Source organism: Mesorhizobium sp. B2-4-15 (assembly GCF_006658505.1).
GTDB lineage: Bacteria > Pseudomonadota > Alphaproteobacteria > Rhizobiales > Rhizobiaceae > Mesorhizobium.
The window spans coordinates 27,932-52,624 of record NZ_VFUZ01000029.1 but is presented as its reverse complement, the minus strand read 5'-3'; the positions used below and the strand labels follow the sequence as shown (position 1 = coordinate 52,624).

30 protein-coding genes are annotated in these 24,693 nt (G+C 64.9%); 15 read left to right on the top strand and 15 right to left on the bottom strand.

The annotated features are described in order from the left end of the window. Nucleotides 1-3: 3 nt before the first annotated feature. The gene (locus tag FJ930_RS25810) at nucleotides 4-396 is read left to right on the top strand and encodes a DUF6314 family protein (protein WP_141840635.1); all 393 of its coding nucleotides are present in this window, start codon (nucleotides 4-6) and stop codon (nucleotides 394-396) included. Nucleotides 397-409: 13 nt separating this feature from the next. Here the strand turns inward: FJ930_RS25810 and FJ930_RS25805 are convergent, their stop codons facing one another. Together FJ930_RS25805 and FJ930_RS25800 are read right to left on the bottom strand one after the other, a co-directional pair. Further along, a complete protein-coding gene (locus FJ930_RS25805; RefSeq protein WP_141840634.1) occupies nucleotides 410-967 on the bottom strand; it encodes a sugar O-acetyltransferase in 558 nt (185 codons plus the stop codon). 12 nt (nucleotides 968-979) lie between these two features. Then, nucleotides 980-1,429, bottom strand: a complete 450-nt coding sequence (locus FJ930_RS25800; RefSeq protein ID WP_141840633.1) for a universal stress protein — start codon at nucleotides 1,427-1,429, stop codon at nucleotides 980-982. Nucleotides 1,430-1,703: 274 nt separating this feature from the next. Here FJ930_RS25800 and FJ930_RS25795 point away from each other — a divergent pair, with 274 nt between their 5' ends. Beyond that, nucleotides 1,704-2,285 (top strand): histidine phosphatase family protein, encoded by a 582-nt coding sequence (locus FJ930_RS25795; protein WP_141840632.1) that lies wholly within the window; start codon nucleotides 1,704-1,706, stop codon nucleotides 2,283-2,285. Nucleotides 2,286-2,400: 115 nt separating this feature from the next. Here FJ930_RS25795 and FJ930_RS25790 read toward each other — a convergent pair whose 3' ends face one another. Next, nucleotides 2,401-2,802 (bottom strand): VOC family protein, encoded by a 402-nt coding sequence (locus FJ930_RS25790; protein ID WP_141840631.1) that lies wholly within the window; start codon nucleotides 2,800-2,802, stop codon nucleotides 2,401-2,403. Between the two features lie 203 nt (nucleotides 2,803-3,005). Between FJ930_RS25790 and FJ930_RS25785 the strand changes: the two genes are divergently transcribed. Then, a complete protein-coding gene (locus tag FJ930_RS25785; protein WP_141840649.1) occupies nucleotides 3,006-3,275 on the top strand; it encodes a cyclase in 270 nt (89 codons plus the stop codon). Nucleotides 3,276-3,366: 91 nt separating this feature from the next. On the opposite strand, the gene FJ930_RS25780 is transcribed toward FJ930_RS25785, so the two are convergent. Together FJ930_RS25780 and FJ930_RS25775 are read right to left on the bottom strand one after the other, a co-directional pair. Next, nucleotides 3,367-4,122, bottom strand: a complete 756-nt coding sequence (locus FJ930_RS25780; protein WP_141840630.1) for a pseudouridine synthase — start codon at nucleotides 4,120-4,122, stop codon at nucleotides 3,367-3,369. A 105-nt stretch (nucleotides 4,123-4,227) separates the two neighbouring features. Continuing rightward, nucleotides 4,228-5,109, bottom strand: a complete 882-nt coding sequence (locus tag FJ930_RS25775; RefSeq protein ID WP_141840629.1) for an aldo/keto reductase family oxidoreductase — start codon at nucleotides 5,107-5,109, stop codon at nucleotides 4,228-4,230. Nucleotides 5,110-5,203: 94 nt separating this feature from the next. On the opposite strand from FJ930_RS25775, the gene FJ930_RS25770 reads away from it, so the two are divergent. The 6 genes from FJ930_RS25770 (at nucleotide 5,204) to FJ930_RS25745 (ending at nucleotide 10,382) form a co-directional block, all read left to right on the top strand. Beyond that, nucleotides 5,204-6,109 carry a LysR family transcriptional regulator gene (locus tag FJ930_RS25770; protein WP_141840628.1) on the top strand — a complete coding sequence of 302 codons (906 nt, stop codon included), beginning with the start codon at nucleotides 5,204-5,206 and terminating at the stop codon, nucleotides 6,107-6,109. A 132-nt stretch (nucleotides 6,110-6,241) separates the two neighbouring features. Then, complete coding sequence (locus tag FJ930_RS25765) at nucleotides 6,242-8,155, top strand: diguanylate cyclase (RefSeq protein ID WP_141840627.1); 1,914 nt, start codon at nucleotides 6,242-6,244, stop codon at nucleotides 8,153-8,155. 61 nt (nucleotides 8,156-8,216) lie between these two features. Further along, on the top strand, nucleotides 8,217-8,549 hold the full coding sequence (locus FJ930_RS25760) for a helix-turn-helix transcriptional regulator (RefSeq protein WP_140748739.1): 333 nt from the start codon (nucleotides 8,217-8,219) through the stop codon (nucleotides 8,547-8,549). Between the two features lie 10 nt (nucleotides 8,550-8,559). After that, on the top strand, nucleotides 8,560-9,246 hold the full coding sequence (locus FJ930_RS25755; RefSeq protein WP_141840626.1) for an MIP/aquaporin family protein: 687 nt from the start codon (nucleotides 8,560-8,562) through the stop codon (nucleotides 9,244-9,246). Next, complete coding sequence (gene arsC, locus FJ930_RS25750; protein ID WP_141840625.1) at nucleotides 9,243-9,665, top strand: arsenate reductase (glutaredoxin); 423 nt, start codon at nucleotides 9,243-9,245, stop codon at nucleotides 9,663-9,665. The genes FJ930_RS25755 and arsC overlap by 4 nt, the downstream gene beginning before the upstream one ends. Nucleotides 9,666-9,785: 120 nt before the next feature. Further along, nucleotides 9,786-10,382, top strand: coding sequence for a class I SAM-dependent methyltransferase (locus FJ930_RS25745; RefSeq protein ID WP_141840624.1), 597 nt, complete (start codon nucleotides 9,786-9,788; stop codon nucleotides 10,380-10,382). A gap of 70 nt (nucleotides 10,383-10,452) precedes the next feature. On the opposite strand, the gene FJ930_RS25740 is transcribed toward FJ930_RS25745, so the two are convergent. From FJ930_RS25740 to FJ930_RS25730, 3 genes are all read right to left on the bottom strand, one after another. Continuing rightward, a complete protein-coding gene (locus FJ930_RS25740; protein ID WP_141840623.1) occupies nucleotides 10,453-10,779 on the bottom strand; it encodes a hypothetical protein in 327 nt (108 codons plus the stop codon). 231 nt (nucleotides 10,780-11,010) lie between these two features. Then, nucleotides 11,011-11,454: a cytidine deaminase gene (locus FJ930_RS25735; RefSeq protein WP_140748754.1), complete on the bottom strand. Its 444-nt coding sequence runs from the start codon at nucleotides 11,452-11,454 to the stop codon at nucleotides 11,011-11,013. Nucleotides 11,455-11,536: 82 nt separating this feature from the next. Beyond that, nucleotides 11,537-12,916, bottom strand: coding sequence for a sodium:solute symporter family protein (locus tag FJ930_RS25730; RefSeq protein ID WP_181763466.1), 1,380 nt, complete (start codon nucleotides 12,914-12,916; stop codon nucleotides 11,537-11,539). A gap of 166 nt (nucleotides 12,917-13,082) precedes the next feature. On the opposite strand from FJ930_RS25730, the gene FJ930_RS25725 reads away from it, so the two are divergent. Next, nucleotides 13,083-14,285, top strand: coding sequence for an adenosylhomocysteinase (locus tag FJ930_RS25725; RefSeq protein ID WP_141840621.1), 1,203 nt, complete (start codon nucleotides 13,083-13,085; stop codon nucleotides 14,283-14,285). A 99-nt stretch (nucleotides 14,286-14,384) separates the two neighbouring features. After that, nucleotides 14,385-15,155, top strand: coding sequence for an IclR family transcriptional regulator (locus tag FJ930_RS25720; protein ID WP_141840620.1), 771 nt, complete (start codon nucleotides 14,385-14,387; stop codon nucleotides 15,153-15,155). A 25-nt stretch (nucleotides 15,156-15,180) separates the two neighbouring features. Here FJ930_RS25720 and FJ930_RS25715 read toward each other — a convergent pair whose 3' ends face one another. The 3 genes from FJ930_RS25715 to FJ930_RS25705 form a co-directional block, all read right to left on the bottom strand. Then, the gene (locus FJ930_RS25715) at nucleotides 15,181-15,564 is read right to left on the bottom strand and encodes a YkvA family protein (RefSeq protein WP_141840648.1); all 384 of its coding nucleotides are present in this window, start codon (nucleotides 15,562-15,564) and stop codon (nucleotides 15,181-15,183) included. 153 nt (nucleotides 15,565-15,717) lie between these two features. Further along, on the bottom strand, nucleotides 15,718-16,197 hold the full coding sequence (locus FJ930_RS25710; RefSeq protein ID WP_140748766.1) for a DUF2127 domain-containing protein: 480 nt from the start codon (nucleotides 16,195-16,197) through the stop codon (nucleotides 15,718-15,720). 50 nt (nucleotides 16,198-16,247) lie between these two features. Further along, nucleotides 16,248-17,102 (bottom strand): helix-turn-helix transcriptional regulator, encoded by an 855-nt coding sequence (locus FJ930_RS25705; protein ID WP_141840619.1) that lies wholly within the window; start codon nucleotides 17,100-17,102, stop codon nucleotides 16,248-16,250. 97 nt (nucleotides 17,103-17,199) lie between these two features. Between FJ930_RS25705 and FJ930_RS25700 the strand changes: the two genes are divergently transcribed. Continuing rightward, nucleotides 17,200-18,084, top strand: a complete 885-nt coding sequence (locus FJ930_RS25700; protein WP_141840618.1) for an SDR family oxidoreductase — start codon at nucleotides 17,200-17,202, stop codon at nucleotides 18,082-18,084. A gap of 19 nt (nucleotides 18,085-18,103) precedes the next feature. Here the strand turns inward: FJ930_RS25700 and FJ930_RS25695 are convergent, their stop codons facing one another. From FJ930_RS25695 to FJ930_RS25685, 3 genes are all read right to left on the bottom strand, one after another. Further along, on the bottom strand, nucleotides 18,104-18,802 hold the full coding sequence (locus tag FJ930_RS25695; RefSeq protein ID WP_140748775.1) for a RibD family protein: 699 nt from the start codon (nucleotides 18,800-18,802) through the stop codon (nucleotides 18,104-18,106). A 295-nt stretch (nucleotides 18,803-19,097) separates the two neighbouring features. Continuing rightward, nucleotides 19,098-19,499: a type II toxin-antitoxin system HicB family antitoxin gene (locus FJ930_RS25690; protein ID WP_140749855.1), complete on the bottom strand. Its 402-nt coding sequence runs from the start codon at nucleotides 19,497-19,499 to the stop codon at nucleotides 19,098-19,100. A gap of 4 nt (nucleotides 19,500-19,503) precedes the next feature. After that, nucleotides 19,504-19,677, bottom strand: a complete 174-nt coding sequence (locus tag FJ930_RS25685) for a type II toxin-antitoxin system HicA family toxin (RefSeq protein WP_141840647.1) — start codon at nucleotides 19,675-19,677, stop codon at nucleotides 19,504-19,506. Between the two features lie 379 nt (nucleotides 19,678-20,056). On the opposite strand from FJ930_RS25685, the gene FJ930_RS25680 reads away from it, so the two are divergent. The 3 genes from FJ930_RS25680 (at nucleotide 20,057) to FJ930_RS25665 (ending at nucleotide 23,871) form a co-directional block, all read left to right on the top strand. Beyond that, the gene (locus FJ930_RS25680) at nucleotides 20,057-21,004 is read left to right on the top strand and encodes a substrate-binding domain-containing protein (protein WP_141840617.1); all 948 of its coding nucleotides are present in this window, start codon (nucleotides 20,057-20,059) and stop codon (nucleotides 21,002-21,004) included. A gap of 237 nt (nucleotides 21,005-21,241) precedes the next feature. Then, nucleotides 21,242-22,858 carry a sugar ABC transporter ATP-binding protein gene (locus FJ930_RS25670; protein WP_141840646.1) on the top strand — a complete coding sequence of 539 codons (1,617 nt, stop codon included), beginning with the start codon at nucleotides 21,242-21,244 and terminating at the stop codon, nucleotides 22,856-22,858. Beyond that, on the top strand, nucleotides 22,855-23,871 hold the full coding sequence (locus tag FJ930_RS25665; RefSeq protein WP_141840616.1) for an ABC transporter permease: 1,017 nt from the start codon (nucleotides 22,855-22,857) through the stop codon (nucleotides 23,869-23,871). Before FJ930_RS25670 ends, FJ930_RS25665 begins: the two co-directional genes overlap by 4 nt. Nucleotides 23,872-23,907: 36 nt before the next feature. Here the strand turns inward: FJ930_RS25665 and FJ930_RS25660 are convergent, their stop codons facing one another. Beyond that, nucleotides 23,908-24,486 (bottom strand): flagellar basal body-associated protein FliL, encoded by a 579-nt coding sequence (locus tag FJ930_RS25660; RefSeq protein WP_246677028.1) that lies wholly within the window; start codon nucleotides 24,484-24,486, stop codon nucleotides 23,908-23,910. Nucleotides 24,487-24,693 lie beyond the last annotated feature (207 nt).

Genomic DNA, 24,693 nt, shown 5'->3' with positions numbered 1-24,693 from the left:
GCAATGGAAAACAGCCTTGCCGGCGACTGGAAAGTTCGCCGCACCATGATCGATTTCCTGACCGGCGCGACCTACCGCTTCGCCGGCGACGCAGTGGTCACGGCCGATGCTTTTACCGAGCATGGCCTGATGCGGATCGGCTCGCGCGAAATGCCGGCGAGCAGAAGCTACCGGCTCAAGCCCTGCGGGAGCTCGATGCGGGTGCTGCACGCCGATGGCCGTGACTTCATCGAACTCGAGCCGAAGGCGGCGCAGTTCGTCCACCATCAGTGCGGCGCCGATCTCTATGCCGGGCGCTTCTTCTTTCGCGGGCCGGGCGAATGGGCCGAGGCGTGGCGCGTCAAAGGTCCGCGCAAGAACTATGCGAGCCTTGGGCGGTTTTGGCGCGTCCCGTGAAAGAGTCATGGACTCATTCGGCGATCGAACGGATGACCCGCGCCGGGTTTCCGCCGACAAGCATGTTGGGGGGTACATCCCTTGTCACCACCGAGCCCGCCGCGACGACGGAGTTTTCGCCAATGGTCACGCCGCCGACGACCGTTGCGCCGGCTGCGATCCAGACGTTTCGTTCAATGACGATCGGCCTGGCCGTGGTGAAGCCGCGTCGCCGGGATGGTTCGAGCGGATGACCCGATGTGATGAGGCTCACATTCGGGCCGATCATCACATCGTCGGCGATGTCGAGCCCGCCGAGATCATAGAAGGTGCAGTTCTGATTGATGAAGACATTGCGTCCGATGCGCATGCCGGCTCCGCCGGTCGCATAGAAGGGCGGCACCAACAGAACGCTGTCGTCCACCTTCTTGCCGATCAGTTCGCTGAACAGCGCACGGACCTCGCCGGCGTCGTTGAACGTCAAACGGTTGAGACGGGCGGTGATCGCCATCGCCCGTTTGACGTCCGCCAGCATGGCTGCCGATTCCGGCGTCCTCCCGGGGATGATCCTGGTGCGCCCGTCATCGGCCATTCCCGGCTATTCCTAGCGAACGACCAGCACCGGGATCTCGGTGTAGGACAGCACTTCCGCCGTCTGGCTGCCGAGGAGCAGCCTGCCCAGTCCGCGGCGGCCATGCGAGGCCATGACGATCAGGTCGCAGCCCAGGGCCTGCGACAGTTCCAGGATCGCCTCGGCGGGCCTTTTATCCTCGACATGGACCACCTCGGCGGAGACGCCGGCCGCATCGGCTGAAGCCTTGCACTTGTCGAGAACCTCCTTGCCGTATTTGCGCGATTCTTCCTGGAACACGGCCAATTCATCGCCCGCCGCATAGCCGGCCATGGCGCCGCCCCAGGCGAAGATCGGGAATTGTTCCGAGACGGTGACGAAGGTGACGGTGGCGCCGACGCCTTTGGCCAGCGTAAGACCGTGGGCGACGCCCTTGCCGGCCAGTTCCGATCCGTCGGTGGCGATGAGCAGATGTTTGTACATGATGATCTGACCTGTTGTGCAAGGGCCGATGCCCTTGGGGTGGCGGGAGCCCGAAAAAGGCTGATCCTGATATAGTCGCGGCGTCGAGACCCTTACAGGCCGACTTTGGTGTGGATCAACACCAATGGCTGCCTGGCTGCACCGGAGCGGCGGCGTGATTTTTCGCTTGGCGGCTTGTGCCAACGCATCGAAAAGAGCCACGGCGCGGACTCGCCGGCCGGATTTGCCTTTGCCGGATCGTCCTCTAGAGTGCCGGCAACCTTGAGGGCATCCCATGAGCAGCGCGCTACCGCAAATCCATCTGGTCCGGCATGGCGAGACGGCGTGGAGCCTTTCGGGGCAGCACACCGGCCGCACCGACATGCCGCTGACGCCGGCCGGCGAGGCCGCCGCGCGCGCTCTGGCGGATCGCCTGAACGGCCTGTCGTTCTCGGCCGTATGGTCGAGCCCCTCGCAGCGCGCCTTCAACACCAGCGGGCTTGCAGGATTTGGGGCGCGGAGCGTCAAGATGGACGATCTGCAGGAGTGGGATTACGGCGCCTATGAGGGGCGCACCACGAAGGAGATACTGGCTGAACGGCCGGGCTGGAACGTCTTTCGCGACGGTTGCCCGCAGGGTGAGACGGCGGCCGATGTCGGCGTCCGCGCCGACAGGATCGTCGATCGCCTGCGCCAGGCCAGCGCCGACATACTGATCTTTTCCAGCGCGCATTTCCTGCGCGTGCTTGCCGCCCGCTGGCTCGGCCTGCAGCCTGAAGGCGGCGCTCTGTTCGTGCTCGACACGGCCAGCATCAGCGTGCTCGGCTACGAGCACGACCTCGGCGAACCGGTCGTGCGCAAGTGGAACCTGAAGTAGGGCACCGGATCGACACGGACACATGCTTTGTCATCGGCGGGCGGAGCAAGGAGCGTAGCTCCTGCTTCGCCCTGGGCTGACGACGCTGGAAGGCTACGGCCAATTCCAAATGCCTCTATCTGTCGAACTTCCGGATCGCCTCGGCGGTCACGGGCGTGAAGAAATTCACCAGATTGCCGTCGGGATCGCGAAACAGCAGCGAGCGGTTGCCCCAGGGCATGGTGGTCGGCTCCTGCACGGTCGTGGCCTTGATGACGTCCGACAGGCGGGCGAACTCGGCATCGACGTCGCCGACGCGGAATTCGATGATGGCGGTGTGGTTGTCGGCGGGGCGGGCGATGTCGCCGCCGAACAGCATCAAGGTGCGCGTGCTGCCGATCGCCAGCGTGCAGGCCGGCGTCGCCAGTTCGGCGAAGTCTTCGGTATACACCGTCACGGGCATGCCGGTGATCTCGCCGTAAAAGCGCACGAGGCGCTGAACATCCGAGGTGATGATGCGGACAGAGACGAAATTCATCGCATTGGCTCCTTGATCGCTGAAGCCGCGACGGGCTTCCCGGCCGATCTATAGGCCAGTCCTCCTGACACCTTTCCGTCAGGAGCCGGTGCGGCTGTCATTCATTCGCCTGTTTGCCAAAGCCAGGATTGAGGCAATAGACTGGAGGGCCCATCACCGATCGCTTGGGCGCAACTTCAACAACAGCCTGGAAGGAATGGATGATGACGACACTGTTCGTGAGACATGCCGTGTCCGATTACAAGGCATGGCGCAAGGTCTATGACGCGTTCGCCCCGGTTCAGAAGGCCAGCGGCGTGAAGGCGGAGAGCGTCTACCAGGCGGCGGACGATCCCAACGACGTCACCGTGACCCATGATTTCGCCAATGCCGCCGACGCGCGCGCCTTCATCGAAAATCCAAAATTGAAAGAAGCGATGGCGAGCGCCGGCGTGGTTGGCGCGCCCACCATGTGGATCACCAACAAGGCCTGATTTGACCAGGAGCGGTTCATCGTTTCATGGAACGCCGAATCGCTCCATCCCCTTGTTTTAACGCAATTCCGGCCTGGCGGAGGAGGCTTGTTCACCCACTTACCAGCGCCAGTTCCTCCGGCGTCAGATGCCGCGCCGTGCCCTTGGCGAGGTCGCCCAACTGCAGCCGGCCGATGGCGATGCGGATGAGGCGCTTGACCTCGATGGCGTGCGCTGACAGCAGGCGGCGGATGTGTCGGTTTTTGCCTTCGTCGAGCACGATCTCCAGCCAGGCGGTGCGGCCGCCGCTGCGCAAAAACGCGATCGAGCTTGCCGTCAGGGTCTCGCCGTCGACGGTCACCCCCGCGCGCAGCGCCTCCAGCATCGCTTTATCCGGCACCATGCCGACCTGCACGTGATAGGTCTTTGGCAGATGCGAGGCCGGGTCCATGAGCCGGTTGGCGAAGCGGGTGTCGTTGGTCATCAGGAGCAGGCCTTCGCTCGCCTTGTCGAGACGGCCGACGGGAGAGACGAAGGGCAGGTCGAGCCCTTCCAGGCAGGCATAGACGGTCTCGCGCTGCTGCGGGTCGTCACGGGTAGTGACCAGCCCGCGCGGCTTGTTCAGCATCAGATAGACCTTGCGCTCGGCGACGACCTCTTCGCCATCGACGCTGATCTTGTCGCGGTTCATGTCCACGCGCTGCTCGGCATCGCGCACCACCTTGCCGCCGATGCGCACACGGCCTTCGGCGATCAGCACCTGCGCCTGCGTGCGTGAGCACAGACCAAGCTTTGAGAGCGCGCGGTTCAGGCTGACGCCCGGCGGGGCGGGTCGCCCGCCGCTGTTTGGTGTTCCTCGTCGTGCCATGCCGATCGCCGGTGTTGGTTGGCCGACTGATGGCATGAGCGGCGAGGCGTGTGCAAGACATGGCCTCGCCTTCTCCCGGCAAGGGAGAAGGCGGGTCGCATTGCTTCAGGCGGCTGCCTTCTCGTTCGCGATGCCGTTCAGCACGGCGAGCGCGTCGGCCGGCAGGTCGAGGTCCGCGGCCGCCAGGTTTTCGCGGAGATGGCCGACCGAGGAGGTGCCGGGGATGAGCAGGATGTTGGGCGCGCGGCGTAGCAGCCAGGCGAGCGCCACCTGCATCGGCGTCGCGCCGAGTTTGCGGGCGACATTGGCCAGCGTGTCCGACTGCAGCGGCGTGAAGCCGCCGAGCGGGAAGAACGGAACGTAGGCGATGCCGTCGGCAGCAAGAGCATCGATCAGCGCGTCGTCATTGCGGTGCGCGATGTTGTAAAGGTTCTGCACGCACACGATCGGGACTATGCGGCGCGCCTCCTCGACCTGGGCAAGGGTGACGTTGCTCAGACCTATGTGCTTGACCAGGCCCTGCCGCTGCAACTCGGCAAGAACCGTCACTTCCTTCGCGATCGAGCCTTCGGATGGTTCATGGAGGCCGTCATGACGGCGGAAGTTGACGATATCGAGCGCATCGAGGCCGAGATTGCGCATGTTATCGTGCACCGCCTGCCTGAGCTCTTCCGGCGCGAAGGCCGGAACCCACGCGCCCTTGTCGTCGCGCCGGGCGCCGACCTTGGTGACGATGGTGAGGTTGGCGGGGTAGGGGTGCAGCGCCTCGCGGATGATCTGGTTGGTGACGTGCGGGCCGTAGAAATCCGATGTGTCGATATGATCGACGCCGCTTTCGATCGCCTCGCGCAGCACGGCGAGTGCCGCATCGCGGTCCTTCGGCGGGCCGAACACGCCGGGTCCAGCCAGTTGCATGGCGCCGTAGCCCAGGCGCTTCACGATGCGGTCGCCGAGTTGGAAGGTTCCGGCCTTGCTGATGTCGGTCATGGTCTCATCTCCTTCTGGATCGGCCCAATATAGACTTCGAGCATCTGCACGATAATATGGTGCAATCGGTACACCCTGTGCGGAAGAGCGAACAATGGCGGCGAATCTCGGTGACCTCCAGGCGTTCATGGCGGTGGCCCGCGCCGGCGGCTTTCGCGAAGCGGCCCGGGTGAGCGGCGTCAGCGCTTCCAGCCTCAGCGAGACGGTGCGGCGGCTGGAGAGCGGGCTCGGCGTGCGGCTCCTCAACCGCACCACGCGCAGCGTCGCGCCCACCGAGGCCGGCGCGCGGCTGCTCGAGCGGCTCGGCCCGGCACTCGGCGAGGTCGAGGCGGCGCTCGACGTGGTCAACGGCTTTCGCGGCCGAGCGGCCGGCACGCTGCGGCTCAACGTGCCGATCGTTGCCGCGAAACTGGTATTGCCGCGCCTGTTGCCGCCCTTCCTCGCCGTCTATCCCGACATTCGGCTGGAAGTGACCGCCGAGGACAGTTTCGTCGACATACTGGCGAGTGGCTGCGATGCCGGCATCCGCTATGACGAGCGGCTGGAGCAGGACATGATCGCCGTGCCGATCGGCCCGCGCCGGCAGCGGTTCGCCACCGCCGCCGCGCCAGCCTATCTCGACCGGCACGGCCGGCCCGGCCATCCGCGCGACCTGCTCGATCACGCCTGCCTGCGCGGCCGCTTCGCCAGCGGCGTCATGCCGCCCTGGGAGTTCGAGCGCGACGGCGAGGTGGTGAGCGTCGATCCGACCGGCCCGCTGCTGGTCAGCACCGGCACCGCGATGACGCTCGCGCTCGAGGTGGCGGTCGCCGGCGGCGGCATCGTCTCGCTGTTCGAGGACTGGCTGCGCCCCTATTTCGACGACGGCAGGCTGGAACCGGTGCTGGAGCCCTGGTGGCAGGAGTTTTCAGGCCCGTTCCTCTACTATCCCGGCCGCCGCCTGATCCCGGCGCCGCTGCGCGCCTTCATCGATTTCGTCGGCACGATGCGATGGGGGTGAAGCCCACGGGCATGCCGCCGCATGCTTGTCTCTTCCGCCGGAGGTCAAATACCCCGATGTAACACTTTGTTGTCATTGAGGGTCTATCGAGGAGGCGATACGGCGAAAGCCCGGTGAGAGGAAAGGCGCGCGATGGGTTCGCCCTGGTCCGAATTGCTGGCCAATCTCGCGGTCGTCGCGATGTTCGTTTCGGTCTGGATCCACACGCATGTGTGGCTGGACCGCAGGCCGGCCATGGCGAAGGCGGTGGCCTTCGGCCTGCTGATGGGCGCCGGCGCCATCATCCTGATGCTGACCCCCATGCAGTTGCAGCCGGGCGTCCTGGTCGATCTCAGGGCGACGATGATCGGCCTTGCCGGCTTCTTCGGCGGCCCTGTCGCGGGCATCGTCGCCGGGATCATGGCCGGAGCGTTCCGGACTTTCGAAGGCGGCATCGGCGCCTTTGCCGGCGCGGTCGGAATCGCGGCCACCATGCTGATCGGCATTGCCGGCAACCTTGCCCTCAGAGGCCGCCCGCCCGCCATGGCCGATATCATAATCCTTGGCGCGGCGGCCGCGGCCGGATCGCTGCTTGGCCTTTCCGTCCTGCCGCGAGCCGTCCTGCAGACCGTTCTGCCGGAGGTGGCGCTGCCTTCCACCCTGCTCATCTTCGTCTCCGTGGCGATGTCGGGGCTTGCGCTCCACCAGGAGCGGCGTCGTCTCGAAGCGTTGCAGTCCAGGCGCATCTTCAAGGCCGTGGTGGAGACCTTGCCCGACTGCCTCAACGTCAAGGACCTCGACGGGCGGTTCATCATCGCCAACCCGGCAACGGCCGAGCTGATGCATGCGCCTGACGCCAAGGCGCTGATCGGCAAGACGGATTTCGATTTCTATCCGCGCGAAACGGCGCAGGAATTCCGCGAGGACGAGCTTGCCGTGCTGGCGTCCGGCGTCTCCTCCACCATCGAACAGCGCCTGCACCACGCGGACGGCACCGAGGGCTGGCTGGCGACCCTGAAGGCGCCGTTTCGCGACAAGACCGGGGCGGTCGTCGGGCTGATCACGCACAACCGCGACATCACCATGCGCAAGCAACTGGAGAGCGAACTGGCGGAAAGCCAGGCGAGGCTCGGAGACGCGTTGACGCACATGGCCGATGGCCTGGTGATGTTCGACCCCGACGGCAGGCTGGTGCTGTGCAACGCCCGGTACCGCGCCATGTTTCCGAAGACGGCCGACATCAGGGTGCCCGGTGCCGACTACCGCGATATTCTGCGTGCCTCGGCGGCGCGCGGCGAAGGGATCACGCCGCCGGAGGCGGTCGAGGACTGGATCGCCGACGTGATGGCCTCGCAGCCGCTTGCCAGCCACCGCCAGGTGCGGCTCGCCGACGGGCGCTGGCTGGATGTGCGGACCCGGCCGACCGGGGATGGCGGAAGCCTCAGCGTGTTTTCCGACATCACCGAGGCCAAGCAGGTCGAGGCTGAATTGCTGATGGCCAACGAGAAGCTGAACCTTTTGGCGCATCGCGACGGGCTGACCGAGCTCATGACGCGGCGGGCCTTCGACGAAGCGCTGGCGCGCGAATTCGCCCGCGGCCGACGCAAAGCGACGCCGCTCAGCCTGCTCCTTATCGACGTCGACTGGTTCAAGCCGTTCAACGACCATTACGGCCATCCGGCGGGTGACGAATGCCTGCGCGCCGTCAGCCGCTGCATCGAGGCGACGGCCCGCCGTCCGGCCGACGCGGCAGCCCGCTATGGCGGCGAGGAGTTCGCGCTCATCCTGCCTGAAACCGGCGCGAGAGGCGCCTTCGTCATTGCCGAAACCCTGAGGAGCAAGGTGCGCGACCTCGGGCTCGCCCATGCCGGCAGCGAAAAGGGCATCGTCACCGTCAGCATCGGGGTCGGCACCCTCGACGGCGGCGCGGCGATCGAGATCGCCGATCTCGTCAGGCGCGCCGACGAGGCGCTGTACGGCGCCAAGGCCGCTGGGCGGGACCGCGTGCATGGCTGGCGCCCGCATCTCAGCGAGCCGCGCTCGACCGGTTCCACGCGCAAGCCGTGAGGCTGTCACAGGCTTGTCATGATCCGCTGCGATTAATCCATAAATCTGGATAAATGGATTGATGGACAAGACAGCGGCATTGCTGGCGCTCGCCGCGCTCGGCCAGGAAACAAGGCTGGAGGCATTCCGGCTGTTGGTCCGCGCCGGGCCCGAGGGTGCGCCGGCAGGGGAGATCGCCACGCGGCTGGGCGCGGTGCAGAACACCATGTCGGCGCATTTGAAGGTCCTGGGTCAGGCCGGGCTGGTGCATGCCGAGCGCGAGGGGCGCAGCATCCGCTATACGGCTGACATGACCGGGTTTCGCGACCTTCTGGCCTATCTGATGGAGGATTGCTGCAACGGCAAGCCGGAGCTTTGCCAGCCGATCATCCAGGCCGTGACCTGCGAATGTTGAGGTGGGAGCCATGACCGACCTTCGACGCCGTCTCGCGGCCGAGGCGCTGGGCACCGCCATGCTGGTTGCCACGGTGGTCGGCTCGGGCATCATGGCCAGTAGGCTGACTGGTGACGCCGCACTTTCGCTGCTTGGCAACACGATGCCGACCGGCGCCATGCTGGTGGTGCTTATCGCAATGCTGGGACCGGTCTCCGGCGCCCATTTCAACCCGGCGGTCACGCTGGTTTTTGCGCTGCGGCGCGAAATCGACTGGGTCGCGGCGCTGGCTTACGTCGCCGTGCAGGTCCTCGGCGGCCTCGTCGGTACACTGGTGGCGCATGCCATGTTCGAACTGCCATTGCTGGAGATTTCGACAACGGTGCGAAGCGGGCAGGGGCAGTGGCTGGCCGAACTGGTCGCGACCTTCGGCCTGGTCTTCACCGTCCTTGCCGGCCTGCGCTTCCGCAACGACGCCATCCCCTGGCTGGTCGGGCTCTACATCACCGCCGCCTACTGGTTCACGGCCTCGACCTCGTTCGCCAATCCGGCGGTGGCCATCGCCCGCGCCTTCTCGAATACGTTTGCCGGAATCCGACCATCCGATGTCCCGGCCTTCATAGCCGCGGAATTGGCAGGTGCGCTGCTTGCGCTGCCGCTGGCAGGCTGGCTGCTGGCCGACCCCAGGACCCTTACCCGAATGAAAGCCGCGCCATGACCATCACCATCTATCACAACCCTGCTTGCGGCACGTCGCGCAACACGCTGGCGATCATCCGCCAGTCCGGCGAGGAGCCGCAGGTGATCGAGTATCTGAAGACGCCGCCGTCGCGCGGCAGGCTCGTTGAACTGATCGAGGCGATGGCGATGACGCCACGCGAGCTGTTGCGCGAGAAGGGCACGCCTTATGCCGAACTCGGCCTTGGCGATCCCAAGTGGAGCGACGACGAGATCCTCGATTTCATGCTGGCGCACCCGATCCTGATCAACCGGCCGATCGTGGTCAGCCCGCTCGGCGTCGTCCTGGCCCGGCCGTCCGAGGCGGTGCTCGATTTCCTGCCCAACCCCGACATCGGCCCGTTCACCAAGGAGGACGGCGAGATCGTCGTCGACGCCGGCGGCAAGCGGGTTGTCTGAGTCCCTATTTCGGCCGGTCTCGGAACTTGCGCCAGTCGATGCCATCGCCAACGGCGGCATTGCCTTTGGCGGCTCGCCGGTCGACACTGCCCCACAGCACAATTCAAAAGCTTCCGCCCGATGACTGGAATGTTTCCCGCCACCTCCATGCCTGACCGAGATTGGTGGGAGGTGCTTTGGCCAGAGCCGTCGGGTCTTTTGCTGTCGTTGGGTATCGAGCCCGGCATGACGGCACTCGATCTGTGCTGCGGCGACGGCTATTTCACCGCTCCGCTTGCGAAAATCGTCGGTGGCCGCGTTTACGCGCTCGACCTCGACCCGGACATGATCGTGGCGGCCAAGGCCGAAGTGAAGCGGCGCGGCGTTTCGGTCCTGGAATGGATTGTTGCGGATGCCAGCGATGTTGCGGAACTTGTGCCTGAAAAAATCGATTTTGTGCTGATGGCCAACACCTTCCACGGCGTGCCCGATCAGCCGGCCCTTATCAAAGTCGTGGCCCGTGTGCTCAAGCCGCGCGGTCTGTTTGCGCTCGTCAATTGGCATCAGCGGCCGCGAGAGCAGACGACCGTGCTCGGCAAGCCGCGCGGCCCCAGGACAGAGATGCGCATGTCACCCGAAGCGGTGGTGGCGGTTTTGGAGGCTGATGGTTTCCGGCTTTTGCGAATGGTTGATCTACCGCCGTATCACTACGGGGCAGTGTTCGAACACAAGGGATGATACTAAATCTCCCGCCCGGTGCGGAGGCGGGTGCCTGTTCCAGGACTCCGGATCGCGTGCTCGATCACGCCTATAGTATGCCTATCCACCAAAGAAACAGGGCGAACGTCGCGGCGAATACAGCGAGGGTATAAATAGCAAGGAGGAGCAGGATGGGGAAAAAATCACTGTCGAAGATTGCCACGATTGGGTGGATCTTTTTGTGATCCCCCTTAGAGTCCCCGATGTCGTTGCGCGTTAAGTCGTTTTCGACTGGCGGGACCGTGGTGTTTGGAGTTGTAACTTTCTCCGCCGCGCTCGAAATTCCTTTGGCGATGTCTTCGCTCTTCGCGGGACCATCGGATAGGTGATCCCGCGTGGTCGCTTTGGTGAACAATTGAACGCCACGCATGCTCATGGCTACTAAGCTTCTTGCCTGATTTATGTTCCTTCAAATGTCAGCTTCGCATGCATTTTGTGCGGTGGCGCCTGACCCGTCGGTGATCCTGCCTGATGCCGCATTTCGGGCATTGGCATCCACGGATGCGAATTGGGTTGGAGGTGCTTTTCCTTCCAATCCCGACATCGGCCCGTTCACCAAAGAGGATGGTGACGCCGGCAAGCGGATCGTCCGGGATCTATTTTCGCCTCAGAACTTGCGCGGGTCGATGCCCTTTGTGCCCGGACCGTAGGGGCTCGGATAGATTTCGCCGATGGTCATCAGTTCGATCTCGCCATCGAGCGTCGAGCCGATGATCTTGACGTCGGGGTCGTCGCAGCAGAACTCCCAGATCACCTGCCGGCATTCGGCGCATGGCACGCCCGAATAGGGGCCGTGGCAGACGATGGCCTCGATCTGCCGCTCGCCGGCCGCCGCCATCTGCATCACCGCGTTGCGCTCGGCATGCACCGATTGCTGCAAGGTGACGATTTCGACATTGCAGGCGGAGAACAGCCGGCCCGACGCGGTGCGCACGGCCGAGCCGACCTTGTGGTTGGAGTAGGGCGTGTAGGCCTTGTCGCGCGCCTCGGCGGCGGCGGTGACGAGGGCCTGGTCGGCGCTTGAAAGTTTGTCGAAGCTGGTCTTCTGCATGGGTCTCTCCGCATCCGGGCTCCATCCCGCATTGATTCAGGATGGAGCCTTATCTCGTTGCTTTTTCGGCGTCTTCCGTGGCTCAGGCCGGCTGGCGTTGCGATCGCGTCGCAAGTCCGGCGACGAAGGGGACGACCGAGAGGATAAAACCGACCAGCGAGGCCGGAATGCCGCCGGGTTCGCCCATCAGCACCAGGATCGCGGTAGACCCGGCGCCGATGACGATGGTCGCCAGCATCGACCAGGACGGAATGCGCCAGCCGAAGGTGGCCGACAGCACCGGCAAAAGCAGGCCCGGCACATAGACCGAGAAGCCGAGCATCAGGATGGTGACGATGCCGGGCACGCTGAGCGCCACGACCAGCGCCACAAGACCGAGCACGAGCAGCAGGATGCGGCTGGTCCACAGCCTTTCCTTGTCGCTGGCGTCGGGGCGCAGCCGCGAGATCACGTCGCGCTGCAGCGTGGTGGCGGTGATGAGCAGCGTGGTGCTGGCCGTCGACATCGCCACCGCCAGGAAGGCGGCAACCAGCACGCCGATGATGCCGTGCGGCAGAAGCTGCACCATCAGGTCGGGCATGGCGTTGACCGGGTTGGCGCCGGCCGGCAGCAGCGCCCTGGCGGCGACGCCGAGGAAGGTGAGGATGATGCCGAACACCGCCATGATGACGAAGCCGTAGACCAGGCCCTTGCGCGCCGTCTCCGGCGAATTGGCCGAAAAGACGCGCTGGAAGCCGATCGTGTCGATGAAGCCGGCGGGCAGCAGCAGGAACCAGACGAACAGCGTGGCCGGCGGCACGTTGGCGAACAGATGATAGAAGCCCGGAATGTCCTTCGTCGCTTCATAGATGTGTGGCACACCCGGCCCGAAGATGACGAACAAGGGCGCCACCACGCCGATGACGATGAGGAAGATGACGGCCTGCAGCACGTCGGTCGCCACCACCGCCAGGAAGCCGCCCAGCATGGTGTAGACGATGACGACCAGGAAGGCGACGATGGCGCCGGTCTTCGGGTCCATGCCCGAGAACAGGGTGAACACCATGGAGATGCCGAACACCTGCGCCGCCGCCCAGGCGAGATAGTTCCAGCTGGTCACCAGCGAGGCGGCGACGCGGACGGAACCGGGATAATCCTGTGCGACGATGTCGGGCGTCGTCACATGCATGCGCTGGCGCACGATCCTGGCCAGGAAGATGCCCATCAGCAACAGGCCGATCGGGAAGGTGAACCACCACCAGGTGCCCGCTATGCCGTAGCGCACGACCATTTCGGGCGTGCCGAAAAGGCCGGCAAGGCCGGTCCATGAGGCGAAGGCCGAGATGGTCAGCCACAGCGGGCCCATGCGGCGCCCGGCGACGATGTAATCTTCCTCGGTCCTGATCGAGCGGGCGAAGAACAGCCCGATGCCGGTGACCGCCACGAGATAGATGGCGACGACCGCTATATCCAGATTTCCCATTTCGTACCCCTTCACATGAAAAGCGATGGCGTGCCGCGCCCGGTGGCGCCGCGCAGTCCTGTTCGTTGCCCTCTTCGCGGGGGCTTGACGACCCTCTGCAATATTTGTCACATGCAAAAATCTTTTTTGCAAGTGCTGAATTTGGACCCATGATTGGAGACTTCGAATGACCCAAGCCCAGGCTAATCCGGCGACCACCACCGAGTTGGTCGAGCGCGGCCGCGCCCGCATCGCCTGGATCCGTTCGCGCATGGCGTTGCTGGCCGGGCTGCGCGAGGAGTTCCGCCGCACGCAACCCTTCGCCGGCCGGCGCATCGGGGTGTCCCTGCATGTCGAACCGAAGACGGCCGTGTTGCTCGAAGTGCTGGCCGAGGGCGGCGCCGAGATCGTCGGCACCGGCAATCACGGCTCGACGCAGGACGATGTCGTCGCCTTCCTGCAAAGCCAGGGCATCGGGATTTTCGGCCGCCGGGCCGATACGCTGGCCGATCATCACGCCAATCTGGCGCGGGTGCTGGATGCAAAGCCCGACATGCTGCTCGACAACGGCGCCGACCTTGCCGCGGGCGTTGTCGAACGCGGCATCGCGGCGTCCATCCTCGGCGGCACCGAGGAGACGACCTCGGGCGGCGACCGGCTGCGCGGCGATCTGGCCGGCAAGGTGCCGTTCCCTTCGATAGTCATCAATGACAGTCCGCTGAAGGCGATCGGCGAGAACAAGCACGCGGTCGGCCAGTCTGTGGTCGAGAGCTTCATGCGCATCACCAATCTGATGATTCCCGGCCGGCGCTTCTGCGTCATCGGCCATGGCTGGTGCGGACGCGGCATCGCGCAGTATCTGCGGGCGCTCGGCGGACGCGTGGCTGTCGTCGAGGTCGACGAGATCAAGGCCCTGGAGGCGGCACTCGACGGCTATCGCGTGGCTCCGCTCGCCGACCTCGCGCCGTGGGCGGAAGTGTTCATCACCGCCACCGGCCGCGCCGGCGTGCTGCCGGCCAGCGCGATCGCCGCCATGCGGGATGGCGCGGTGCTGGCCAATTCCGGGCACTTCCCGTGGGAGATCGACACGGACGGCCTTGGCACCATGACCACCGCGGCCACCGATCTGGACGGCACGTTGCGGCGGCTCGACCTCGCCACTGGGCGGCATATCATCCTCGTTGCCGAGGGGCGCATGTTCAACCTTGCCGGCAGCGAGCCGAAGGGCAATTCGATCGAATCCATGGACATCGGCTTCATGTTGCAGGCGCTGTCGCTGGAGAGGGTGGTGAAGGGCAACGGGCTTACGGCGGGCGCGCAGCCGGTGCCAGACGACATCAACCGGCGCATCGCCCGGCTGATGACGGCTTCGATGGGCGCCGCCTTGTAGCTATGGTAAGCCCCTGATTCTCTTATTTGACGCAATTCCTGTGGGAAAACCGTTCACGCTTTTCCTGGAATTGCCTTGGTCCGGGAAGGATTGTGGGGCATGGCTGGCAAGACCGCGGAAGCGCCGGATTACTCGGTGCCGGCCCTGGAAAAGGCGTTCGACATCATCGAACTCCTGGCCGACCAGAAGGACGGCCTGAACCAGGGCCAGATTTCCGAGGCGGTCGGCCGCTCGATCCACCAGATATACCGCGTGCTGCAGGCGCTGGAGCGGCGCGGCTACATCTTCCGCGACCGCCCGGCCGGGCCCTATTTCCTGTCGCCGCGCATGTTCGAGCTGGCGCACCGGCACGAGCCGCTGCGCGGCCTCGTCCAGGCGGCGCTGCCTTCGATGCGGCGGCTGTCCGACGCCATCCAGCAATCCTGCAATCTCGGCGTCCACAATGCCGGAAGGGTGCTGATCCTGGCGCAGGTGGAAAGCCCGGCGGCGTTCGGTTTTCGCGTCCGCGTCGGCGCCGAGTTTCCGCTGTTCACCACCGCGACCGGACGCACGCTGATGGCGTTCCAGGCGCGGGACAGAGTCAATCAATGGCTGCAAGCCACTGGTATCGCTGACGAAAAGGCCGATGTGGTGGAGGCGCTCGCCCGCATCCGCGCCGACGGCCATGAAGAGGTGGCGGACGGGCTGCAGCCGGGCGTCATCGACCTCGCCTTTCCGGTCATCGGACCGTTCGGCCATTCGGTCGCGGCACTCACCGTACCTTATGTGGCGACCACCTACAGCGTGCTCGACCTTGCCACCGTGCGCCGCCACGCCGCGCAGGCGGCCGAGGAGATCAGGCTGGTCCTGGCGCCGGAGCCATCGCAATGACCGGAGGCAACGGATCAGTTTGAATCTAGGCCGGGTGAGTCGGCCAGAATAGCCAGAGCAACGCCGCTGCCGCGACTATCCAGACCGCGATCATGAATATCAGGCCGGCCTTGCTTACCGGCTTGGCGCGTCCGGTCGCTTCGTCCCGGAATTCCCGCATCAGATCGACCGGCACCAGCTTGACCGCCAGCATGATTCCCAGCGGCACGATGATGAGGTCGTCCAGATAGCCGATGACCGGAATGAAGTCGGGGATCAGGTCAATGGGGCTCAGCGCGTAGGCGGCGACCGCACCGGCAACCGCCTTGGCATACCAGGGTACGCGCGGGTCGCGGGCGGCAAGCCAGAGGGCGACGACATCACGCCTGATGGCTCGGGCCCATTGTCTGGTCGCATTCAAAATCCTCAAACCAGCGCTCGCTTCTTGCAAGGGCCGCGCACGGCCGGTGGTGTAGTGGCTATCGCCGGGTAATACGCAGGGAAGCACGAATTCGCACAGGATTGTATTGCTCCACTGTCGATGCGGACGGCCGATCATAGTCGGATGATCCGGCGGGCGCCTCTAACGGCTTGCCACCTTGTGGCGCCGAACGAGGCGGTATTCATGCCAGATCAGCCAGATGACGATGAGATCGAACAGGGTGAGCACGATCAGCCCCGCCGAATGGGTATAGCTGAAGCGGTAGAGCTGATAGACGATGAACAGCAGCAAGGCGACCAGCGAGGCCGGATAAGCCCATAGCTTGCCCCTCAGCAGGCCCACCACCAGGGCAATCTTGATGAGGCCGTGGCTGAGCAGGTAGAACGCGTAGAAATGCTGCGTGCCGACGGAGAAATGGCTCGCCGCGTGCATCAGATGGCTGGCGATGAAATCGTTCGGGTCCTCGGTCAGCTCTTCCTGTGTCAGCCTGTTCACCAGCGCCACGATCGTGCTGGTGCTGACAAGGGCAAGCAGCAGGCCGCCGATGCATTCGACCAGCGCATGTGCGCCCTTAAGCAGCAGGCTGACCTCGAAAATCTGATGGACACGCTGCTCGTTCATGCGGTCTCCTGTACCCTGGCGTGGCGCTTCGACGTTCAACCGGCCGGGCGTCATGGCGCCGGGTGATCGTCCGGCTTCTGCGGCTTCGGCCGCCGGGCGAGATCGCGGATGCGGCCGGCGACCTTATCGTCCAGCGGGTTGTAGACGATCATGCTCAGGTCCGGTCGGCCGTCGACCGCGAAGGCCGAGTATTCCAGCTCGATGTCGCCGAGTTCCGGGTGCTTCAGGCGCTTGGTCCCGTCGCCGTGGCTGAGCACGTCGTTTTCCCCCCACAGGGCGGCGAATTCGGGGCTGACGCTGCAGAGTTCGTCGACCAGCTGGGTGACTTCCGACACCGCGCCGGCGCGCGCCGCATCGGCCCGGAACGCGCCCACCACGAAACGGGCGAGGTTTTCCCAATCGTGTTGCTTGGCGCGGGTAGTGGGACTGCGGAACATGAAGCGCAGGATGTTGCGCTGGCCGGCGGGCAGGGCGCCGTAGTCGGTCAGCACCACTTCGGCGGCGCGGTTCCAGGCAACGACATCCCAGGTGGCCGTCTTGATCAGAGCGGGGCTGGCATCGAGCGTATCGAGCAGGCGCTGGAGGCGAGGGCTGACGCCGTCGGCCCCGATGTAGCGGACTTCGGGCGGGCGCCCCAGCCCGAGCATGAAAAGATGTTCGCGTTCCGCCTCGGTCAGAAGCAGTCCCTTGGCGATCCGGTTCAGCACATCGGCCGAGGGCGCGCCGCCACGGCCCTGCTCCAGCCATGTGTACCAGGTCGGGCTTATGTTGGCGCGCTGGGCGACCTCTTCGCGGCGCAGCCCCGGCGTGCGCCTGCGCCCGGAGAAGCCGAACGATGCCGGATCGAGCCGGGTGCGGCGGTCTTTCAGGAAGGCTGCGAGCGAACCTGCGGAATGGATGGTCATGGCCGATCCTGTTAGCAATTATACCATGATAAGGTCACTACTTTAATGGAATAATAGATCGGGGATACTGCGCCTGCAACTGTGCAGGAGATTTTGCATGCGTATCTTTCTCACCGGCGCGACCGGCTTCATCGGTTCGGCGCTTGTTCCCGAACTTATCAAGGCGGGCCATCAGGTGATTGGCGTGACCCGCTCCGACGCTGGCGCGGAGGCGCTCGCCGCGGCAGGGGCCGAGGTCCATCGCGGAACGCTCGAGGATCCCGACGGCTTGCGCGACGGCGCGGCGAAGGCGGAAGCCGTCATCCACACCGCGTTCGACCATGATTTTTCGCGGTTTGTCGAGAATTGCGAAAAGGACAGGCGCGTCATCGCCGCGCTCGGCTCGGCCCTTGCTGGATCCGATCGCCCGCTGGTGATCACATCCGGCGTCGGCATGGGCAGTCCCGGACATGGCGAACTGGCGGTCGAGGACGTCTTCAATCCCAGCCACGGAAATCCTCGCATCGCCTCCGAACAGGCAGGCAATGCCTTGCTCGAGGCCGGCGTCAACGTATCCGTGGTGCGCCTGCCGCAGGTCCACGATACGGTCAAGCAGGGGCTGATCACGCCGCTGATCGAGATCGCACGCCAGAAAGGCGTCGCGGCCTATGTCGGCGAAGGCCGCAACCGCTTCTCCGCTGGCCATGTTCTCGACGCGGCGCGCCTTTTCCGGCTCGCCGTGGAAAAGCGGCAGCCCGGCGCGCGCTATCACGCCGTCGGCGAGGAAGGGGTGGAAGTACGCGCGATCGCCGAGGCGATCGGGCGGGGCCTGAACGTGCCGGTCGTTTCGATCGCGCCTGAACAGGCGGGGGAGCATTTCGGCTGGATGGCGATGTTCGCCCCCATGGATCTGCCGGCTTCCAGCGCGCTGACCCAGGCGAGGCTTGGCTGGCATCCGACCGGGCCGACGCTGATCGCCGATCTCGACGCGATGCGATACTGATGCGCTTCGCAAAACGGCTTCAGCCGGGGGTGACGGCGTAGCGCAAGTGGATGAGCCCATGTGCAAGGGCTTCGCAGCTTGTCAGTGACAACAGCACCTTGCCGGCGAGGCCGCTTTCGCCGAACTCGACAAAGCCCTGGTTTGCCGCCCGCGCATCGAGCGCCGGGGCAACCAGAAGGCTGAGTTCATCGACGAGGCCTGCCGCGAAGAAGGAGCCGTTGATGCCGGCGCCGCCCTCGAGCAGCAGCCGGCGGATGCCGAGCTCGCGCCCGAGCACGTCGAGTAACCGGCCGAGATCCATCTCCGCCGTCTCCGACACGATGTAGGAGACGCCGTCGGCGGCGAGCTCGGCCAGATGGCTGTCGGCAACGCGGTGGCCGAGCAGCACCACGACATGGTCGCCGCCGATGTCTGACTTGGAAAAATGGAGCTTGCCCGAGGCATCGAGCGCGACGGCGAAGCTGCCCGCGTCGCGTTGGGCGAAATGATGCGGCCGCTCGACCTTGCCGGCATGCGCCGGCGGGTGCGCGCCGACCTTGCTCATCTCGGCCATGGTGACACGGCCAACGATCCAGGCGTCACCTTCGAGATCCCCATGGACCTGTTCATAGATGCCTGACCATTCGGCCCGGGTTCCGTCCGGGCTTGTGGTGTAGCGGCTCGGATGAAGACTGCCGTCAAGCGATGCGAGCATATGGCAGACGACGTGCGGTTTCATGCAGTTCTCCAACCCTTGGGCTTTGAAAATTCAGGTCCTGTTGTCGTGCGTCCCATCCGCCGGCGCCGCAGGGCTATCGCATAAGGAGTCTTGCGAAGAGAGACCCCCACCCTAACCCTCCCCACAAGGGGGAGGGAATGCTGCCGCGCGCACCGTCGCTTTCGCCCCACATCGGAAAACATGCTAAAGTCTCCCTCCCCCTTGTGGGGAGGGGATAGGGGTGGGGGTACTCGTAGGGCGAAAGCCTCGGCCTCGATAGCGCTGGCGAAGCCGAGGTTGCTTTGAGCGACCCGCCTCAAGCCGCTTCAAGCTTCATCACTTTCTCAGCCGCCTTCGCGAGAAAACCGGACCGGGTATAGCCATGGGCTTCGGCGAAGGCATCGATCCGTTGGAGAACGTCGTCCGGCAGCGTCACATTGATCCGTACGGTCTTCCTGGCCTCGGTCTTGGCCGCGACCAGGATTGCAACACCGTCACGGTTATCGGCGTCCGCCATCACAGCCTCCAGACTGGACGGCTCCGGAACAGCATCGCCGTCCTCGACCAACCCTTCGATATGGAGGGCGAGGGCCTCTTCGGCCATGATCCGGGCCTCATCCAGATCCTTACCAGCGGTAATCACGCCCGGGAAATCAGGGAAGGACACACCGAAGTCGCTGCCGGCATCCTTATGGATAAGTCCGATATACTGCTTCATGTCGTCACCTCAGTTTCAGTCCAGATTGCTTTTCAATGCTGCGTAAAGTGCCTATCGGGATATCGCGCTTGGGATGAGGAACGGTGACCCGCCCTTGCTTGTCGCGGTGTTTGAATTGCGCATGGCTACCCTTTCGGGCAACCTCGTGCCAACCATCAGCTTCCAGCAGGCGGATAATTTCGCCATTTCAACAAAAATGGGAGAGTGGGTCAAAACCGATAAGCCCGCCAGGTGAGATAGCCGCGACTTATGAACCAGTCGCGGACGATGTCTTCGATAGCCATCAGGCAAAGGCCGAATGCTCGCAATCCAAAAATTCCGATAATTCTGATAATTCGCTGACCAGCGCTGTTATATCGATGTTGCACAGATGGTTGACCCTGGGTTAGCATCCTCTTGTTGACGCCGATCGGAGGAATTTTAGGCGGCCGTCAGCTGGAGCGGCATGCGCCATCAGGCGCAAGGAGGATGCTCCAACACTTTGAACCGACGCATGATCCTTCCTGAAACCGGTCCCGGTTTCCGGGGCCGTGCGTTCTTGTGGAGGAGGATCACCCATGAACAGACGTGAATTCCTGATGACGTCCGTGGCCGCGGGCGCCTTGGTGCTGGCCGCACGTTCGGCGTTCGCCGAGGACAAGCTGACCATACTGGGCTCGGTGCCCAATCTCGGCTTTCCGTTCTTCGTGCACATGCTGAACGAGATCAAGGCCGAGGCGCAGGCGCAAGGGGTCAACCTGACCGAGAGCGACGGCCAGAATTCGGCCACCAAGCAGACCGCCGACATCGAGGCGGCGCTGGTGCAGAAGGTCAACGCGGTCGTGATTTCGCCGCTCGACGTCAACGCGCTGGCGCCGGCCATCGAGGAAGCGGTCAAGGCCGGCGTTCCCGTGGTGACGATCGACCGCCGCGTCGACGGTGTCCAGGGCATCCTCGCCCATGTCGGCGCCGACAACGTCAAGGGCGGCGAGGCGGAAGCCAAGGCCGTGGTGGCGGCATTCCCCAACGGCGCCAAGCTGTTCCACCTGCAGGGCCAGCCGGGCGCGGGTCCGGCGATCGACCGCAACAAGGGCGTGCACAATGTGCTCGATCCACTGAAGGACAAGTACCAGATCATCTTCGAGCAGACCGCCAACTTCGCCCGTGCCGAGGCGCTGTCGGTGACGGAAGCCGGCCTTGCCGCCAATGGCAAGCCGGACGCCATCATCTGCGCCAATGACGACATGGCGCTCGGCGCCCTCGAAGCCTGTGCCGCGCGCAATTTCACCGACGTCAAGATCTATGGTTTCGACGCGCTGCCGGAAGCGCTGGTCGCCGTGCGCGACGGCAAGCTTGCCGGCACGGTCGAACAGTTCCCCGGCCAGCAGTCCCGCACCGCCGTGCAGATCGCGGTCGCCTACGCCAAGAGCAAGACCGAGCCGAAGGAGAAGCTGGTGCTGCTGACGCCGATCGTCATCGGCAAGGACAATCTCGACAAGGCCGAGAGGCTGAACGAGACGAAGTAGGGCGGGTGGACATCGGCCGATTGGTGGCGAGGCGGGCGGGACAGCACCCCCCTCTGTCCTGCCGGACATCTCCCCCGCAAGGGGGGAGATTGACCGTTCGTCTCCTTTCGCCAACCTCAAACGTTGCAGGAAAAGCGCCGTCAGAGACACTGGTGATCTCCCCCCTTGCGGGGGAGATGGCCGGCAGGCCAGAGGGGGGTGTTCAAGCGCAGCCTGAACCGCATCAAGGAGCACTCCTTGCAGCCAGCTGAATCCGCATCGCCCGTCCTGCTTGCCGTCGAGGGCGTCACCAAGCATTTCGCCGGCGTCACCGCGCTGAGCGACGTTTCGCTCGAGGTCAGGGCGGGCGAAATCCTCGGCCTGCTCGGCGAAAACGGCGCGGGGAAATCGACGCTGCTCAAGATCCTGTCGGGCGTCATGCCGCCATCGAGCGGGCGCATCATTTTCGACGGCGCCGACTACCAGCCGGCGCGTCCGCAGGATGCCAAGCAGCACGGCATCGTCACCATTTACCAGGAGCTCAGCCTGATCCCGACGCTGACGGTAGCGGAGAACATTTTTATCGGCCGCGCGCCGACCGGTCCGCTCGGGCTGGTGAGCTGGCGCAAGATGGAGCAGGACTCCCGCGCCATCATCGCCCGCGTCGGCCTTTCCATCGACCCGATGACGCCGGTGTCGGCGCTGTCGGTGGCCGAGCAGCAGCTGGTCGAGATCGCCCGCGCGCTGTCGCTGAAAAGCCGGCTGATCATCATGGACGAGCCGACTTCGGCGCTGACCGAGACCGAGGTGCAGCGGCTGCTGTCGATCATGGACCGGCTGCGCAAGGACAAGGTCGCCATCATGTTCGTCACCCACCGGCTCGAGGAGGCATCGGCCATCTGCGATCGCATGACGGTGCTGCGCGACGGCAGGCTGGCCGGGCATCTCGACCGCGAGCGGGGGCCGATCCAGTTGCCACGGATCATCGAAAAAATGGTCGGGCGTGCCGCGTCAGAACTCTATGCGCGGCCTGTGCAGCGCGCGGTGGCCGGCAATGTCGTGCTGTCGGTGCGCGGCTTACGCACCGTGCGCGATCCCGAGGCGCCGCACGCCATCGTGCTCGACGGCGTCGACATCGACCTCAAGGCCGGCGAGATCCTCGGCGTCGCCGGCCTTGTCGGCTCGGGCCGCACGGAACTGGCGCGCGCCATCTTCGGCGCCGACCGCATCGCGGCGGGCACGATCACGCTTCTAGGCAAACCGATCGCGCCGGCTTCGCCCGCCGACGCCATCGCGCTCGGCATCGGCCTTGTGCCGGAGGACCGCAAGCACCAGGCGATCTTTGCGGCACTCGGCATATTGCCGAATTTCTCCGTCGCTTCGCTCGGGCGGTTCAGCAACGGTTTCGGCTTCATGGCCGAGCGGCGCGAGCGCGACGCGCTGTCGGGTTTCCGCAAAATGCTGTCGATCCGCATGGCGTCGGCCGAGCAGGCGATCGAGGGCCTGTCGGGCGGCAACCAGCAGAAAGTGATCCTGGCGCGCTGGCTGGCGCGCGATCCCAAGGTGCTGATCGTCGACGAGCCGACGCGCGGCGTCGATGTCGGCGCCAAGGCGGAAGTCCACCAGATCCTGGTGCAGCTCGCGGCGCGCGGCATCGCGGTGATGATGATCTCGTCCGAACTGCCCGAGGTGCTGGCGGTGTCGGACCGCATCGTCACCATGCGCCGGGGCCGCATCACCGGTGAGATGCCGGGCGTCGAGGCAAACGAGGAAAAACTGATGGAGCTGATGGCGCTCGACAAGCAGGATGCGAGGGGACAGGACGCGCGCGGGCAGGAAGCACTCGGGCGGGATGGGGAGGGGCTGGCACGATGAGCATCGCCGAGGAACAGGGCCAGCGCGGCGGCGCCACACTCGCAAGGCTTTTGATGAGCTTCGGGCCGCTGCTGTTCCTGGCAGCCCTCGTCGTCGTCTTCACCGTGCTGAAGCCGAGCTTCATCGACCCCATCAACCTGTTCAATATCACGCGGCAGATCTCGATCACCGGGCTGATCGCGCTCGGCATGACCTTCGTCATCCTCACCGCCGGCATCGATCTTTCGGTCGGCTCGCTGCTCGCCTTCTGCGGCATGGTCGCGGCCGTGGTCGCCAAGGGCGGCGCGGCCAACACGCTTTCGCTGTCGACATCTGGAACGCAGGGCTATGGCTGGTTCGCGGCACTTCTCGCCGCCGTGGTGGTGGGAGCCGCCGCCGGCGGCGTGCAGGGGCTTGCCATCACAAGGCTGAAAGTGCCGCCCTTTGTCGTGACATTGGGCGGGCTGACGGTGTTTCGCGGGCTGACGCTGACCATCTCCAATGGCGGCCCGATCTCGGGCTTCGATGCCTCGATGCGCTGGTTCGGCACGGGGCTGATCGGCCCGGTGCCGGTGCCGGCGATCATCTTCGCCATTGCCGCCATATTGTGCCACATCGTGCTGCGCTACACGCGCTATGGCCGGGCCGTCTATGCCGTCGGCGGCAATGCCGAGGCGGCACGGCTGTCGGGCCTGCGCGTCGACCGCATCCTGGTCTCGGTCTATGTCACCGTCGGATTCTTCGCCGGGCTCGCCGCTTTCGTGCTGTCGGCCAGGCTGAATTCCTCGGAAGCGGTCGCCGGCATCGGTTATGAGCTGACGGTGATCTCCGCCGTCGTCATCGGCGGCACCTCACTGTTCGGCGGCATCGGCTCGGTCGGCGGCACGGTGGTTGGGGCGGCCTTGATCGGCGTGCTGCAGAACGGGCTGCAGTTCAACAATGTCTCGTCCTACACGCAAAGCATCGTCATCGGCCTGATCCTGATCCTGGCGGTGGCCTTTGATCGCTGGCTGAAGTCACGGGTGCGGAGGTGAGCAGAGGTTTGCGCCTGGGCGTCAGCGCTGGCCATTTCAACCCGGCAGCTTCTCCTCGATCACGCGCGCCGAATCCGGCACCACATGCCCCGCATGGTCGAAGCGCAGCACCACCACCCAGTTGAACTCGTCGTCTGGCCATTTGCCGTTCGGCAGCAGTGCCTTGGGGTCGGCGCCGAACGCCTTGATGAGCTTGGTCAGCTGGCCGTGGTGCCAGGCGATCAGGATCGACTTGCCATGGGTTTCGCTGGCGAGCGCGGCGACGAGGCCTTGAGCTTCCCTATCGGCGAAGCGCTGGTCGATCGGCAGTTTCAGCGCTTCGGAAAGTGGCATCAGCGTTAGCCGTTCGCGCGCGCTGTTTTTTGAATCGGCGCTGGCCACCAGCACATTGGGCCGGAACGGCACGCCATCGAGCATGAAGGTCTGGAAATAGGCGACATAGGCTTGCGCGCGGGCCTCGCCCTGCGGCGACAGGCCAGGACCGCTGTCAGGCTTTTCGCCATGCCGCACGATCAGCACCGTGGTGTCGGCAAGCCCGGTCGTGGTGTCGCCGGCGGCATGAGCGGACAAAGCGAGCGTCATTATCCACAGGACGGCAAGAACGAGGCGTTTCATGGCGGGTCCTTCCGGCGGTTTGGTGGTCACCAGTCACGCATCAATTCGACGGAATCAGGGCCGGGGGCGCTTTGCCTTCCTCCTTGGGGGAGAAAGTGGATCGGCGCGAATGGACGAGGGGTGCTGGAAGAAACGAGGCGCTGGTGATTCCTGATATCGTGAGGGACCCTGATGTTTTTCGACATCATCAGACCCATCTCGCTGGCT